The following is a 13227-nucleotide window of genomic DNA, read 5'->3' on the forward strand; positions in this document are numbered from 1 at the left end:
AGGCTTCCCTCTCATGCCCACGCCCACCGTCACCGCCGAGCCACGCCACGCGCACCATCCCCCCGTGGTGGACGCCTCGCCTGCGCCGCAGGGTGCCACCGGGTTGAAGGGCGTTCTGCTGCCGGTCGCGATCGTGCTGGTCATCGGCTCCATCTTCGTCAGCGTGTTCCTGGCGGCCTTTCACGCCCCGAAGCCGCATGACCTGCCCGTCGCCGTCGTCGGCACGACCACGCAGCTGAAGCAGGTCACTGAAGGCCTCGATCGCGGGCAGCCCGGCGGGTTCGAGGTGAAGCGCTACCCGGACGAGGACTCGGCCCGGCGCGCGGTGCAGGACCGGAAGGCCTACGCCGCCTATCTCGTCGGCCGAGGGGACTCTTCCGAACTGCTGTATGCCGGAGCCAACGGCCCTTCTGTGACGTCCACCGTCAGCGGCGCATTCTCAGGTGTCGCCAAGGCGAGCGGTGACCGGCTCACCCAGCAGGATGTCGTTCCGGCCTCTGCGGGCGACACGCGGGGCATGTCGGTGTTCTACGCCGGCTTCGGCGTCGTTCTGGCCGGCTTCCTCTTCGGCATGATGACCTACCAGATGGCACCCCGCCTGCAGTACCGGTGGCGGATGGCCAGCCTGGCCCTCTTCAGCATCCTCGCCGGCGTCGTCGTGGCAGTGATCACCGGCAGCCTCGGCTTCGCGGCACTGCCCGGCTCCTTCCTGGGCATCGCGGGGGTCATCGCGCTGATGGCCGCGGCCGTCGGCAGCGCGACCATGGTGTTCATGCGCCTGTTCGGCAAGGCCGGCATGTCGCTGGCCTCCGTGGTCCTGCTGACACTCGGCAACAGCACCAGCGGCGGCACACTGCCCACCGCCTATCTGCCGGACTGGCTGCATCCGCTCTCCGAGATCCTCCCGGTGGGAGTGGGCGTACGAGCCGTCCGGGGCCTGTCGCACTTCAACAACGACGGCCTCACCTCGGGCATCGTCGTCCTGACGGCATGGACTCTGGCCTCCGCCGCGACGCTCTACTGGCGCGACGCCCGCGACGCACGCCGCCGAGCCGCCGGCTGACGCCCTGTTCCTGGCCGAGCCCCGGCCAGGAACAGGCACGGAAATCTGCCGGTCGCGGCCTGGGGCAGGCCTGACCGGTGGCGGCGCCGTCCGTGGGGACGGGAAGCGGCGCCGACGCAAGGCCCGGGACCACACTCCCCCCGTGGTCCCGGGCCACCCGCTTCCCCATCTGCAACTGCCCAGGCTCTGGCGGCTCGACGGGGCAAAGGCGCAGTACCAGCGGCCAGGTAACGCCCTCGCAAACAGCAAGGTGCCTTCTCGTAGACTGCGTCTGTGACCGACGCACCGTTCCCCACCACCGGATATCTCGCCTGGCAGTTCTCGCAGATCATGGCCGGACGACTGGAGCGGGCACTGCGCGCGGAGGATCTCACGTTGGCTCAGCACAACGCTCTGCAGCACGCCGTGCGTACTCCGGGGGTGTCCGCGGCGGAGATCGCGCGCCGCTCCGGAATTACGGCCCAGTCGATGGGAGCCGCGGTGAACCAACTCGTCGAACGAGGACTGCTACGACGCGAGCCCCACCCGACCAGCCGCCGCAGCATGCGCCTGTTCGCCACCGACGAGGGACACTCCGCGGCCTCTCGCGCCGCGTCGATCGGCACGCGCATCGAATCCGAGATGTCCTCACCGCTCTCCCCGGACGACAAGAGCACCATTCACCGTCTGCTGTACCGCTTGGTCGAGGAACTGAACCCCGACGCCCTTGCCGACAGTCGATCCCACAGCTAGAAGACACCTTGCTGCTCGGGTGGGCTCGGCAGGCTCCGACGGATGGGCCCGGGGCAGTGTCCGGGGCACCCAACACCTGTGCGGCCGCTGTCCTCGCCTTCCAGCAGCATCGACAGCAGGTCGAGCCGCCCGAGAAGCCTTGTGCTGCTACCAGGCGACCGGTAGTTCGTGGACGCCGTAGGCGCCCATGCCGTTCCGGAATGTGATCCCGTCCAGCGGCACCGCCGGCCGCAGCTCTGGCGCGAGTGCCGGTTCCTGATGACCCTGGGTTCAGTACGTCGCGCGTCCGCCGCTGATGTCGTAGACCGCACCGGTGGAGAAGCTGACACGGTCGGAGGCAAGGAACGCGACGAGTTCGGCAACCTCTTCGGGGCGGCCGATGCGCTGCATGGGGATGAGGTCCGCGAGGCGGGCGAGCACGTCGGGTGCCGTGGTCTCGTTCATGGGGGTGGCGATGACTGCGGGGGTGATGACGTTGACCAGAACGCCGCTGGTGGCCAGTTCCTTGCCCACGGACTTGGTCAGAGCGATCACGGCGGCCTTCGAGGCGGAGTAGATCGACAGGTTGGGGTTGCCGTCCTTGCCGGCCATGCTGGCGAAGTTGACGACCCGGCCCCAGCCGCGGGCCCGCATGCCCGGGGCGAAGACGCGAATCGTGTTGGCGGTCCCGAGGACGTTGACGTCGAGGACGCGGCGCCATTCCTCTGGCGTGGTCTCCAGCAGCGGCTTGTTCGGCCCGACGATGCCGGCCGAGTTCACCAGCACGTCCACATGCCCGATCGCGTCGGCAACCTGCCGCAGCGCCTCCTCGTCGGTGACGTCCGCACAGACATCGGCACCGCTGAGGTCCAGTGTCGTCACCTTCAGCCCGTCGGCCCTCAGCCGCTCGGCGCCGGCTGCACCCAGTCCGCTGGCGCCGCCTGTGACAAGGGCTGTCCTGGTGGTCATCCGGTCTCCTGTTGGTTGTTCAATGTCGGTGTGAGGAACGTCGGTGTGAGGAACGTCGATGTGAGGGTCAGGCAGTCGACGGTCGGGTCACGTCGCCGAGGACTTCGAGCAGATGCCGGCGCAAGCCACGGCGGCTGTCGATCAGCACCAACGCCATCGTCGAGGCGGTGCCCATGGTGGTGCAGTGTCCGCAGCTGCGGATCATCGCCGGCTCGGAGCGGGTGAACTGCTCCTGGCAGAGCGTGCCGGCCCGGACCCCCTCCGACAGCCGCCACACGTCGGTGCCGCAGCCCAGCAGCGTGCCGCGGAAGGTCCCGGTCAGCCATGTTGCGCCAGAACATGAGGGTCGTCCGCAGCTGTGTCTCCCCCAGCGACACCACGGGCAGTTTGAGTGGAACGTGCCGCCTGCCTCCTACGCGCCGTTGCACACAGCGGCAGCTACCTCGGTCAGGTGGGCGTTGCAGGCGGGGCACGTCCGAGGCGGTGTTGGCGATGGCGATCTGCGGCCGGCTGGTGAAGGCGTCGTCCGGCACGCCCCGTCGCATCCACGCCCGGTAGTTGCAGGCGTTGCGGTCCTGACCTCCGTACCACTGCACGCTGCGGAGCTTCACGCCGGACTCCTTCACGCCCAAACGGGGCTTTCCAATAATCGGTACGATGGTCTAATCTCTGGAACGTCATGGAGCATACGCAGACGTCCCACGGATCAACAGCCCCTCGGAGCGAAGTCGAGGCGACAAGCCCCGATGCCGACCGGCTTGTCGGGTCGGACCGGGTCCTGGCGGTCCTCAAGGAGCTCGCCCGGCATCCCGGCGGGGTAGGGCTCGACGAGCTGACCCGGGTGATCGGCAGCCCGAAGTCGACGGTGCACCGAGCGCTCGGCGCGCTCCGCCGGGCGGGCCTGGCCGATCAGGACGCCCACGGCCGCTACATGCTCGGCGACGAGTTGCTGCGGATGGCCTTCGCCCATCACGAGGCCCGCCCCGAACATGTCCGTGTCCGCCCGGTGCTCGAAGCGTTGGCACACCGGTTCGGCGAGACCGCGCACTACGCGGTCCTGGATGGACGTGAAGTCGTCTACCGCTCCAAGGTCGATCCGCCCACTGGTGCCGTCCGGCTGACCTCCACGATCGGCGGCCGCAACCCCGCCCACGCCACCGGCGTCGGAAAGCTCCTGCTCGCACACCAGTTGGACACCCTCGACATGGTCGAGGCATGGATCGGCGAGACCCCGCTCGAGCGCCGGACGCCGCAGACCCTGTGCACGACCGAAGACCTGTATCGCGACCTACGGGCCACTCTGGAACGGGGCTATGCCCTCGACGACCAGGAGAACGAGACCGGCGTCAACTGCGTCGCCGTGCCGGTCTACGCCACTTCACCGGCGGTTCCTTCCGGCGCGCTGAGCGTCAGCGCCCTGACGTACCGGACACCGCTGCACACGCTGGTCGACGCCGTCGACGAGATCCGCGCCGCCCTCGGCGCCCTGGGCAAGCCTCATCGATGAGAGCTGAAGCAGAACAGAACAGAGGAGACCCCCCTCGTGTACCTCATGCGCATCGGCGCTCCCGGCGCCGAGAAGCCCGTCGCTCGCATCGACGAAGAGACGTACGTCGACCTCTCCGACGTCGTCACCGACTTCGATGAGGCCTTCTTCGGCACGGGCGGCCTCGACCGCATTCGTCCCGTCGTGGCCGACCGCGCCGCAGTCGGCAGGGTGTCCGGCTTCGCCGGGGAGCGGATCGGTGCCCCGATCGCGCGTCCGCACCAGATCCTGTGCATAGGGCTCAACTACCGTGATCACGCGGCCGAAAGCGGGATGCCCGTTCCCGACGAACCGATCCTGTTCACCAAGTCACCCAACACGCTCATCGGCCCGAACGACGAGGTACGCATCCCGCGTGGCTCCACCAAGCCCGACTGGGAGGTGGAGCTCGGCATCGTGATCGGCCGACGCACCAGCTACCTGGACTCGATCGAGGAGGCTCGCGACGCCATCGCCGGGTATGTGGTCGTCAACGACGTCAGCGAGCGCGCCTTCCAGCTCGAACGGGGCGGGCAGTGGGCCAAGGGCAAGTCCGCCGAGACGTTCAACCCAGCCGGCCCGTGGCTGGCCACCACCGACGAAATCGACGACGTCCTCGCCCTGGACATGTGGCTGGACGTCAACGGGGTCCGCCGGCAGACCGGCACCACGAAAACGATGATCTTCGACCCGTACTTCATCGTGCACTACCTCAGCCAGTTCCTCGTCCTGGAGCCCGGCGACCTGATCAACACCGGCACACCGCCCGGCGTAGGCATGGGCTTCACTCCGCCGGTGTGGCTCCAGCCCGGTGACGTGATGGAACTGGGCATCACGCACCTCGGCACCCAGCGCCAGCACGTGCTCGGACCACGGTGAACACCCGCCGTCTCATGCGAGCGTTCGTGCTGACAGCCCCCGGGGAGTACGCGGTTCAGGAGATCCCGGCGCCGATGGCGGCGCCCGGCGAGGCCGTCATCGATGTCGAGCGGGCCGGCGTATGCGGCACCGACGTGGAGTTCTTCACCGGTGAAATGGCCTACCTCCACCAAGGGCATTCCGCCTATCCCATGCGTCTGGGCCATGAGTGGGCCGGGCGTGTGGCAGCGGTCGGCGACGATGTGGATCCCGCGTGGATCGGCCGACGAGTCATGGGCGACACGATGCTCGGCTGCGGCGCCTGCCGCCGCTGTTCGCGGGGCCATCAACACGTATGTGAGAAGCGGCAAGAGGTCGGCGTACGTGATGGCCGTCCCGGAGCCCTCGCCGAGCAACTCGCGGTGCCGGTCTCCTCGTTGCACGTCCTACCGGACTCGGTCGGTGCCGAACTGGGTGCGCTGGTGGAGCCTGGCGGCAATGCCCTGCGCGCCGCGCAGGCCGCCGACTTGCGACCCGGAGACCGGGCCCTGGTGCTCGGTCCGGGGACCATCGGCCTGCTGGTCGCGATGTTCGCCCGGGCGGAAGGTGCGGAGGTCCACCTGATGGGCCAGACCGACAACTCGCTCACGTTCGCCCACAGTCTGGGGTTCGACCACGTATGGCGGGAGAACGCGCTCCCGGGACTCCCCTTCGACGCGGTCATCGACGCGTCGAACGCGGCCCACCTGCCCGCTCTGGCCCTCGATCTGGTCGAACCGGCCGGCCGGGTCGTCTCTGTCGGGCTGGCCGGCGAGCCCAGCAGGATCGATACTCGCACGCTCGCCCTCAAGGACGTGACCGTTGTCGGCGTCCTGTCCGCCTCACCCGGTCTGGACGCCACCATCCGGGCGTACGCCGACGGATCCGTCGACCCGAGGCCGCTCGTCGCCGCGACCGTAGGCCTGGAGCAGGTCGGAGCCGTCCTCGCCGGCGAACGCCCGGCCGGCAGCGGTCCGGGTCCCAAGATTCATGTCGATCCGCGCCCGAACTGACGAGCGGGCCCATCACGAAAAGGACGTACGCCCTACGCGGGCCGGCGTAGGGCACACAGCAGCCCGTACGTCCCACGAAGCGCGTTCGCGCTCGTCTCTCGTGAAGGCATGACGATGGAAGGCTCGCCCGGTGTCGGACGTGTGGCGGCGTTCGTAGACCACTTGGCGTCGGAGCGCGGCTCCGAGGTCCGCGTCGGCGGCGACGCGCTCGAACAGGGCGCGACCCAACGCCACCAGACGATCCAAGGCCGGTGCTCCCGGTCCCAACGGAGGAGGACCGAAGGTGTGCGCTGCGCGACGGCTTGCATCATCACCTGCTCGGCGCCCCGTTCGGCAACCAGCTGTGCGGCCGTATCCAGCAAACGGACGCGGTTGCGGGCAGCGTCGGCCCGCTCAGCAGTGACGTGGTCCGGTCGAGCGGCTCGCCGGTGCACAGGTCGAAGCGGGAGTCATGCAGCCAGCACATGACGGTGCAACCGTCCACCTCCCCCTCGGACAGTGAGACGGCGCTGTGCGAGCACACGTCGTGGATCGCGAAGACCTCCTGCTCCGCCACGACGAGAGACACGGGAACGCCCTCCACGCATGCATCCTCGGCGCCGGCGGTGCGGAATCCGGTTCACAGGGGTGCATCGGGCGGTCGATGGCCGGCCCGGAGCGGCACGTGTGATCTGGCTGAGCGTCGATGCTGACGACTCGGACCGCGGCCGGGACCCGACCGCAGTCCGAGTCGAGCTCGACAAATGTGCCTAGGCCTGCCGGGACACGCTCACATGGTCGTGAGTCACCCTCGAGGGACGCGCCGGAGTTCGTGGGCTTCGGCGAGGAGGAGATAGCTGCCGGCTGTCCAGGTGTAGGCGCGGTCGCGCAGGCCGGTGCCGGCAAGGGCGTCGAAGTTCTCCGCGAAGCCGTGGCTTTCGCACAGGCGCCGGAAGCGGGCGCTGATCTCGTCGGCGAGCCGGTGGTGCCCGCTGCGACGCAGGCCGTCCTCGACGAGGACGGTGGCGGGCGCCCAGATCGGGCCGCGCCAGTAGCCGTCGGGACGGTAGTGCGGTGAGGTGGGCAGTTCGGTGGCCAGTCCGTACGGGGTGAGGTGGGCCTCGATCCGGGTGGCCAGGGTTTTCGCGACGTTCTCGGGCAGGTGCTCGCCCAGGGCGATCGGCATCAGGTCGAGCAGGCTGGAGCTGTGCCAGGTGTCGCCGCTTTCGGCGCCCCGTGCGACGAACCGCTCCCCTGTCCACAGTTCGTCGAGCATGGCCGCCTGGATCTCCTCCCCGCTGCGTCTCCATTCACGCGCGTCGTGGGCGAGACCGAGTTCCGTTGCCAGGGCGGCGAGTTCGTGCAGTTGGAGGACGAGGAACGCGGCCAGGTCGGCGGTCACGACCACGCGCTCGGGGTCGAAGGTCGTGGCGTTGTCCCAGCCGCTGTCGTTGCCGTGCTGGTAGTGGGGCAGGGCGGCACCCGGTGCGCGGCGTGCGGTGAGCCAGAAGTCCGTCCAGTGCCGCAACCTGTCGTAGATCTCGGCGAGTTCGGCACGATCGACGGGATGGGGGAGGCGCTTGCGCAGGTGACCCAGAGACCAACCGTGGATGGGTGGCTTGACGAAGTTGTGGAGGACTTCCGAGTGGGTCACCGAGTCGGGCAGGGCACCGCTCTCGTCCTGGTGGTCGAACGGCAGCGAGAACTGGTCCCAGGCCAGCGCGGGTACTCCGGGCGCCAGGGCGAGAGCGTTGAAGCAGTGGTCCCAGCTCCAGACCTTGTCCATCCAGTGCTTGGACATCAACACCGCGGGCCGGGTGACGAGGCCCGCCGGGGCGACCGTCGCCGACCACAGGACGTACGCGGCGAGTTCGGCGGCCGGAGTGTCGGACGAGCGCCAGGGGGCCACCGCGTCGGCGAAGTCGGCGAAGGCCTGCTCCGCCACATCCACGACTTCTCCGAACGACGTCCGGGCCGTATAGGGGTGGCGTGCGCTGTCGAGCTCCTCGATGGCGGCCTCCCAGGTTCCGCCGCCCTCCGCACTGATCGTGAGACCGCGGTCGGCACTGCTCAAGGCCTGGGTGCCCGAGGTGTCGCCCACTACGCCCGACAGGACGGTGACCCGATAGCGGCGCCCGGTCTCGTACGAGGTGAACACGTACGCCCCGTCCGCCGGGTCGCGGAAGAAGTACGTGCCCGTGAAGGGCGTCAGGGTCTGTGCCGCCGCGGTGATGCGCAGGCCTCGTCCCTTCCCGCGTACTCGTACGGTGTCCGGTGTCTCGTAGGCGAGGTCGATCCGCCCGTCCTCGTGGATCCAGGTGAGCAGGCTCGGTGTCGCCTCGACGCAGGTCTCGATCCGATCGCCCGTCGTGGGGTCGACAGGTATGAAGCGCAGGACGCCGTGCATTCCGTTCTGGTGGGAGACCAGGTGGAGGTCTTCGGCGTAGGTCTTCTCCGCCAGCACTGGGGAGATGCCGAACCAGGATCCGTGTGAGCTGAACGGAATGTCGTGGAGGGAGAAGGCCGGGCCGGGCCGGGCGGCGGTCATGCAGTGTTACTCGTTTCTTCAGCAGGGGGACCAACCGGCGGTCTGCCGGGCGGGGCTCAGTCCTTCACGGCTCCGGCGGTCACGCCGGCGGCGACGTAGCGCTGGGCGAGGACGAGGATCACCGTGGCGGGCAGCGAGGCCACGACGGCGGTGGCCATGATGGCGTTCCACTCCTGGTTGTTGTTGCCGATGTACTGGTAGATGCCGAGGGTTATCGGCTCGTGTGCGCCGCCGTTCGCGAGGGTGCTGGCGAAGACGAAGTCGGACCAGGACCACAGGAACGCGAACAGCGACACCGTGACGACGGCATTGCGGCTCATGGGGAGCACGATCGAGCAGAAGGTGCGCAGGGGCCCGGCTCCGTCGGTCTTCGCGGCCTGAAGCAGTTCTTCCGGGATCCCGGACATGAACGCGGTGAAGATGAGTACCGCGAACGGGACGGCCAGCGTGGAGTCCGCGACGATCAGCCCGGGCACCGACTGGAGGAGACCGAGGCTGAGGTAGATGGCGTAGAAGCCCATCGCCATGATGATGCCGGGGATCATCTGGGCGACCAGGAAGAGGAAGCTGAGCACGCCGCCTCCGCGCGGGCGGAGTTTGGCGAGTGCGTAGCCGGCGGGTGCGGCCAGTGTCACGGTGAGGACGACGGTGCCCAGGCCGATGACGAGGCTGGTGCCGAGGTAGGGCAACTGCTGGTCCAGAACGGCCCGGTAGCCCTCCAGTGTGCCGTTGACGGGGAACAGGTCCGGCGGGCTCTTGCGCATGTCCTGGTCGCGGGTGAAGGACACGTTGAGCATCCAGTAGACCGGGAAGAGCATGACGGCGGTGAGTACGAGGCCCGTGGCCGTCTTCCACCAGGTGATCCGGCGGGCCCGGCGCGGACGGAGTGCGGTCGTGAGGGTCGTCATGAGGCGTACTGCTTTCGCTGGACCCTGAGATACACCAGGCCGAATACGAGCGCGGCGACGACGAGCAGGTTGCCGACGGCCGCTCCTGGGCCGAAGGCGGGCAGGAGGTTGCCGAAGCCGAGGCGGTAGGACCAGGTGGCGAAGGTGGTGGACGAGTCGGCCGGGCCGCCCTTGGTCATGATCCAGATGATGTCGAAGACCTTGAGCGTGTAGACCAGGCCCAGCAGCAGGGTGATGGCGGAGACCGGTCGCAGCAGGGGAAAGGTGATGTGCCAGAAGCGCCGCCAGGCACCGGCGCCGTCGAGGGCGGCCGCCTCGTACAGGCTCGTGGGGATCGACTGCAGACCGCTGTAGAGCACGACCAAGTTGAACGGGACGCCGATCCAGACGTTGGCGATGATCACCGAGGTGAGTGACCACGACGGTGAGGTCAGCCAGTTCACCGGGCCGATACCGACGGCGTTCAAGGCCGCGTTGACGATGCCGGAGTCGCTGTTGAGCATCCACGACCAGGTGGAGGCCGACACGATCAGCGGCAGCAGCCACGGTACGAGGAACAAGGCGCGCAGGGTTGCCGACAGCCGGAAGTTCTGGTTGAAGAAGACCGCGAGGGCCAGGCCGATGGCGTACTGGAAGAACAGGCAGACGGCGGTGAACACCACGGTGTGGGTGAGTGCCGGGCCGAAGGTCGGGTCGTCGAAGACCGTCCGGTAGTTGGCGAGGCCCGTGAACGGCGCGTTGCCCTGGACGAACGAGCGGACGGTGTAGTTGCGCAGGCTCAGGTCGAGGTTGCGGTAGAGCGGATAGGCGTAGAAGAGGACGAGGTAGAGGGTGACCGGGGCGAGGAAGGCCCAGGCGGCCCACTGCTGGGAGGTCGGGCGGCGGCGCCTTGGTGCGGGGCGGGCCGGGAGCGGGGCGGTGGCGGCCGCCCCCTTCCGGTCGGGCACAGGGCGGCGCTCGGGCGGGTGTGTCGTCTGCTTCATCGGGCCGACGTCACTTGACCGCGCTCTGCGCCGAAGTGAGCGCGTCCTTCGGTGACTTGGCCCCGCTCAGGGCGGACTGGACCGCCTTCCACATCTGCTCGGAGATCTTGGGGTACTGGGTGCCGAGGTCATCGCTGGTGCGACCCTTGGCCGCCTTGACCGCCTCGACCCAGGGCTTCAACTCGGCGTTGGACGCGATCTGCTTGTCCTGGACCTCGGTGGTGGGAGCCACGTAGGACAGGGTGGTGTCGGTGGCGTAGAGGTTGTCGGTGCTGGTCAGGCAGGTCACCAGCTTCTGCGCGGTGGTGTAGCGGCCGGTGTCGCCCTGGACCGGGACGGTGACGAACTCGCCGCCGGTCGGGGCCGCGGCGTTGCCCCCGTCGGAGGCCGGTATGGGCAGGACGCCGTAGTCGAAGCCTGCCTTCTCGGCGTTCGCGAGCTGCCAGGTGCCGTTCTCGGCGAAGGCGTAGTCGCCGCTCGCGAACTCCTGCCAGCTGGTGGTCTGGGTGTTGTTGATGACCGAGTTGGGGGCGTAGCCCTTCTTCAGCCAGTCGGTCCACAAGGACAGCGCCGAGACGCCCTGCGTGGAGTCGAGTTCGGTGAGCTTCGCGCCCGAGCCCCAGAACCACGGCAGGAACTGGAAGCTGCCTTCCTCGGTGCCGATCGCGGAGAAGGTGATGCCCTTCTTGCCGGCCTTGTTCACCTTCTCCAGTGCCGTCGTCAGCGAGGGCCAGTCCTTGATCGAGGCGACGTCGACGCCCGCGGCCTTGAGGACGTCCTTGTTGTAGTAGAGCGCGAGGGTGTTGGCGCCGATCGGCGTGCCGTACGTCTTCCCGTCCGACTGGCCGGCCGCGAGCAGGTTCGGGTCGGCCTTGGAGGTGTCCAGCTTGGTGTCGTCGGTGGTGGTGAGGACGCCGGCCTCCGCCAGGGTCGACACCACGGGGTTGTCGACGATGAGGACGTCCGGCGCGTTGTCCTGCTGGGCTGCCAGGAGCGCCTTGTTGGTCAGGTCGCTGGTGTCGAACGCGGTCCGCTTGATCTTGACGCCCGCCTTGCTGCCGCAGTCGTCGAGCAGCTTCGCCCAGTCCGAGTTCTTGGCGAACTGCGGGTAGGGGTCCCAGATGGTGTAGGTGCCGCTGTCGTCCCCTTTCGCGGACGAACTGCCGTCGGACGAGCAGGCGGTGGTGCCGGTGGCGAGGGCGGCGACGGTCAGGGCCACGGCGGTGAGCCGTCGTCCGGTGGATCCGTTCATGGTGCGTTCCTTTGTGATGTCGGCAAGGGCATGCCGAAGGAAGGCATGCCGAAGAAGCAGTCGGGAGATGACCGGCCGAGGCGACCGGTGAAGGAGCGACGGTGCTCTGCGAGAGCGACGGCCGCCGAAAGGAGAGGGGGTGAGGGTCAGGCGGTGGAGCCGGAACCCGTGTGGGCGGGCCCGGTGCTGGTGCGCAGGGAGATGGGCGGCGCGAGCAGGTGGTGGCGCGGTGCCGCGTCGGGGTGGTCGAGCCGTTCCACCAGCAGGTCGACGGCGAGGCGCCCCATCTGCTCCGCCGGCACGTCCGCTGCGGTGAGCTGCGGGGTCACCGTCTCCGCCCACCGGCCGGCCACCACTCCGGTGACGGAGAAGTCGCGCGGCACATGGCGGCCCGCCACGGCCAGGCCCCGGTAGAGGCCGCCGAGCGCGGCCTCGTTCAGGGTGACCAGCGCCGTGGTGGCCGGGTCGTCGTGGAGGATCTGCTCCAGGCACACCTGACCCGAGGGAGCGTCGTCGCCGCAGCAGTACGTCCGGACGGTGAGCCCGCGTTCCGCCGCGGCCTTCGTGAAGCCGTCCAGCCCGCGGTGCGCGGACTCGTACCCGGCATGCAGCAGGCGCTCGGGCCGGTTGACGAAGGCGATCCTGCGGTGGCCCAGGTCGGCGAGGTGGTGGACGCACGCCTCCACCAGCGCGGTGTGGTCCAGGCCCACCCACCAGTCACCGTCCGAGTGTGCGGTGCGGCCGATGCAGACGGCGGGGAAGCCCGCCTCGCCCAGGTGGTCGACACGATCGTCCTGGAGCCTGATCTCCATGAGGATCGCGCCGTCGACCCGCCGCTCGGCCAGCAGCCGCTGGAACGAACGGTCGCTGTCGACGCCGCTCGGGGAGAGCAGCACGTCGTAGTCATAGGTCGCCGCGGCTTCCACCACACTGCCGATGAAGTCCAGCTGCATACCGGTGTAGTGGTTGCCGGCCGGCGGGAAGACCAGACCGATGGTGCTGGTCCGGCCGTTGGCCAAGGCCCGCGCACTCGCGTTGGGCCGGTAGCCCAGTTCGTCGATGACCTGCTGGATCTTGCGGCGGGTCTCCTCCGACACCGAGCGCTTGCCGCTCAGGGCATAGGACACGGTGCTCCGCGAGACACCGGCCCGCTTGGCGATCTCCCCGATGTTCACGGGCACTCCTTCATCGAATACATCGAACCAGTTCGACGGCGAACCAGCAGTCGAACCGGTTCGATGAGTGGAAGTTAAGAGGGGCTGAGGCGCGTGTCAATGCCTTGCGCACACTTCTGAGAATCGGGGTCCGATCCGTGTCGGAGGTATTGCTGGCACGTTTCCTGCGGTGCTAGCTTCCGGCGAACCGGTTCGACAGAGCCG

The 13227-nt window shown here is 68.7% G+C and carries 11 protein-coding genes and 2 pseudogenes; 5 read left to right on the forward strand and 8 right to left on the reverse strand.

Annotation, left to right across the window (positions count from 1 at the left end; all coding sequences use genetic code 11):
- Positions 1–13: 13 nt before the first annotated feature.
- Both IG08_RS0110625 and IG08_RS0110630 read left to right on the forward strand, forming a co-directional pair.
- Positions 14–1063 (forward strand): ABC transporter permease, encoded by a 1050-nt coding sequence (locus IG08_RS0110625; protein ID WP_078655530.1) that lies wholly within the window; start codon positions 14–16, stop codon positions 1061–1063.
- Between the two features lie 273 nt (positions 1064–1336).
- Positions 1337–1795, forward strand: a complete 459-nt coding sequence (locus IG08_RS0110630) for a MarR family winged helix-turn-helix transcriptional regulator (RefSeq protein WP_030599320.1) — start codon at positions 1337–1339, stop codon at positions 1793–1795.
- A 270-nt stretch (positions 1796–2065) separates the two neighbouring features.
- On the opposite strand, the gene IG08_RS0110635 is transcribed toward IG08_RS0110630, so the two are convergent.
- Both IG08_RS0110635 and IG08_RS56920 read right to left on the reverse strand, forming a co-directional pair.
- Positions 2066–2743: an SDR family NAD(P)-dependent oxidoreductase gene (locus IG08_RS0110635; RefSeq protein ID WP_030599322.1), complete on the reverse strand. Its 678-nt coding sequence runs from the start codon at positions 2741–2743 to the stop codon at positions 2066–2068.
- A 145-nt stretch (positions 2744–2888) separates the two neighbouring features.
- Positions 2889–3354: pseudogene (locus IG08_RS56920) on the reverse strand (dihydroxy-acid dehydratase domain-containing protein); the annotation flags it as partial.
- 68 nt (positions 3355–3422) lie between these two features.
- On the opposite strand from IG08_RS56920, the gene IG08_RS0110645 reads away from it, so the two are divergent.
- From IG08_RS0110645 to IG08_RS0110655, 3 genes are read left to right on the forward strand one after another with little or no spacing between them, the layout of a single operon-like run.
- A complete protein-coding gene (locus IG08_RS0110645) occupies positions 3423–4250 on the forward strand; it encodes an IclR family transcriptional regulator (RefSeq protein ID WP_030599328.1) in 828 nt (275 codons plus the stop codon).
- 36 nt (positions 4251–4286) lie between these two features.
- Entirely contained in the window at positions 4287–5147 is an 861-nt protein-coding gene (locus IG08_RS0110650; RefSeq protein ID WP_030599330.1) for a fumarylacetoacetate hydrolase family protein, read from the forward strand.
- 14 nt (positions 5148–5161) lie between these two features.
- Positions 5162–6178 (forward strand): zinc-dependent alcohol dehydrogenase, encoded by a 1017-nt coding sequence (locus IG08_RS0110655; RefSeq protein ID WP_030599332.1) that lies wholly within the window; start codon positions 5162–5164, stop codon positions 6176–6178.
- Positions 6179–6488: 310 nt separating this feature from the next.
- Here IG08_RS0110655 and IG08_RS62995 read toward each other — a convergent pair.
- From IG08_RS62995 to IG08_RS0110685, 6 genes and pseudogenes are all read right to left on the reverse strand, one after another.
- Positions 6489–6761 (reverse strand): annotated as a pseudogene (locus IG08_RS62995) (Rieske 2Fe-2S domain-containing protein); the annotation flags it as partial.
- A gap of 201 nt (positions 6762–6962) precedes the next feature.
- The gene (locus IG08_RS0110665) at positions 6963–8705 is read right to left on the reverse strand and encodes an MGH1-like glycoside hydrolase domain-containing protein (RefSeq protein WP_030599337.1); all 1743 of its coding nucleotides are present in this window, start codon (positions 8703–8705) and stop codon (positions 6963–6965) included.
- A 56-nt stretch (positions 8706–8761) separates the two neighbouring features.
- Complete coding sequence (locus IG08_RS0110670) at positions 8762–9613, reverse strand: carbohydrate ABC transporter permease (protein ID WP_030599340.1); 852 nt, start codon at positions 9611–9613, stop codon at positions 8762–8764.
- Complete coding sequence (locus IG08_RS0110675) at positions 9610–10596, reverse strand: carbohydrate ABC transporter permease (protein WP_030599344.1); 987 nt, start codon at positions 10594–10596, stop codon at positions 9610–9612. The genes IG08_RS0110670 and IG08_RS0110675 overlap by 4 nt, the downstream gene beginning before the upstream one ends.
- A gap of 10 nt (positions 10597–10606) precedes the next feature.
- Complete coding sequence (locus IG08_RS0110680; protein WP_030599346.1) at positions 10607–11848, reverse strand: sugar ABC transporter substrate-binding protein; 1242 nt, start codon at positions 11846–11848, stop codon at positions 10607–10609.
- Positions 11849–11994: 146 nt separating this feature from the next.
- On the reverse strand, positions 11995–13023 hold the full coding sequence (locus IG08_RS0110685) for a LacI family DNA-binding transcriptional regulator (RefSeq protein ID WP_030599348.1): 1029 nt from the start codon (positions 13021–13023) through the stop codon (positions 11995–11997).
- Positions 13024–13227: the final 204 nt, after the last annotated feature.

The sequence above is a fragment of the Streptomyces fulvoviolaceus genome (genome assembly GCF_000718165.1).
Lineage (GTDB): Bacteria > Actinomycetota > Actinomycetes > Streptomycetales > Streptomycetaceae > Streptomyces > Streptomyces fulvoviolaceus.

Excerpts from the sequence above, each read along its gene's own strand:
- IG08_RS0110625 (WP_078655530.1), top strand. The coding sequence starts at position 14 with ATGCCCACGCCCACCGTCACCGCCGAGCCACGCCACGCGCACCATCCC.
- IG08_RS0110645 (WP_030599328.1), top strand. The coding sequence starts at position 3,423 with ATGGAGCATACGCAGACGTCCCACGGATCAACAGCCCCTCGGAGCGAA.
- IG08_RS0110635 (WP_030599322.1), bottom strand. The coding sequence starts at position 2,743 with ATGACCACCAGGACAGCCCTTGTCACAGGCGGCGCCAGCGGACTGGGT.
- IG08_RS0110675 (WP_030599344.1), bottom strand. The coding sequence starts at position 10,596 with ATGAAGCAGACGACACACCCGCCCGAGCGCCGCCCTGTGCCCGACCGG.
- IG08_RS0110680 (WP_030599346.1), bottom strand. The coding sequence starts at position 11,848 with ATGAACGGATCCACCGGACGACGGCTCACCGCCGTGGCCCTGACCGTC.
- IG08_RS0110655 (WP_030599332.1), top strand. The coding sequence starts at position 5,162 with ATGCGAGCGTTCGTGCTGACAGCCCCCGGGGAGTACGCGGTTCAGGAG.
- IG08_RS0110670 (WP_030599340.1), bottom strand. The coding sequence starts at position 9,613 with ATGACGACCCTCACGACCGCACTCCGTCCGCGCCGGGCCCGCCGGATC.
- IG08_RS0110665 (WP_030599337.1), bottom strand. The coding sequence starts at position 8,705 with ATGACCGCCGCCCGGCCCGGCCCGGCCTTCTCCCTCCACGACATTCCG.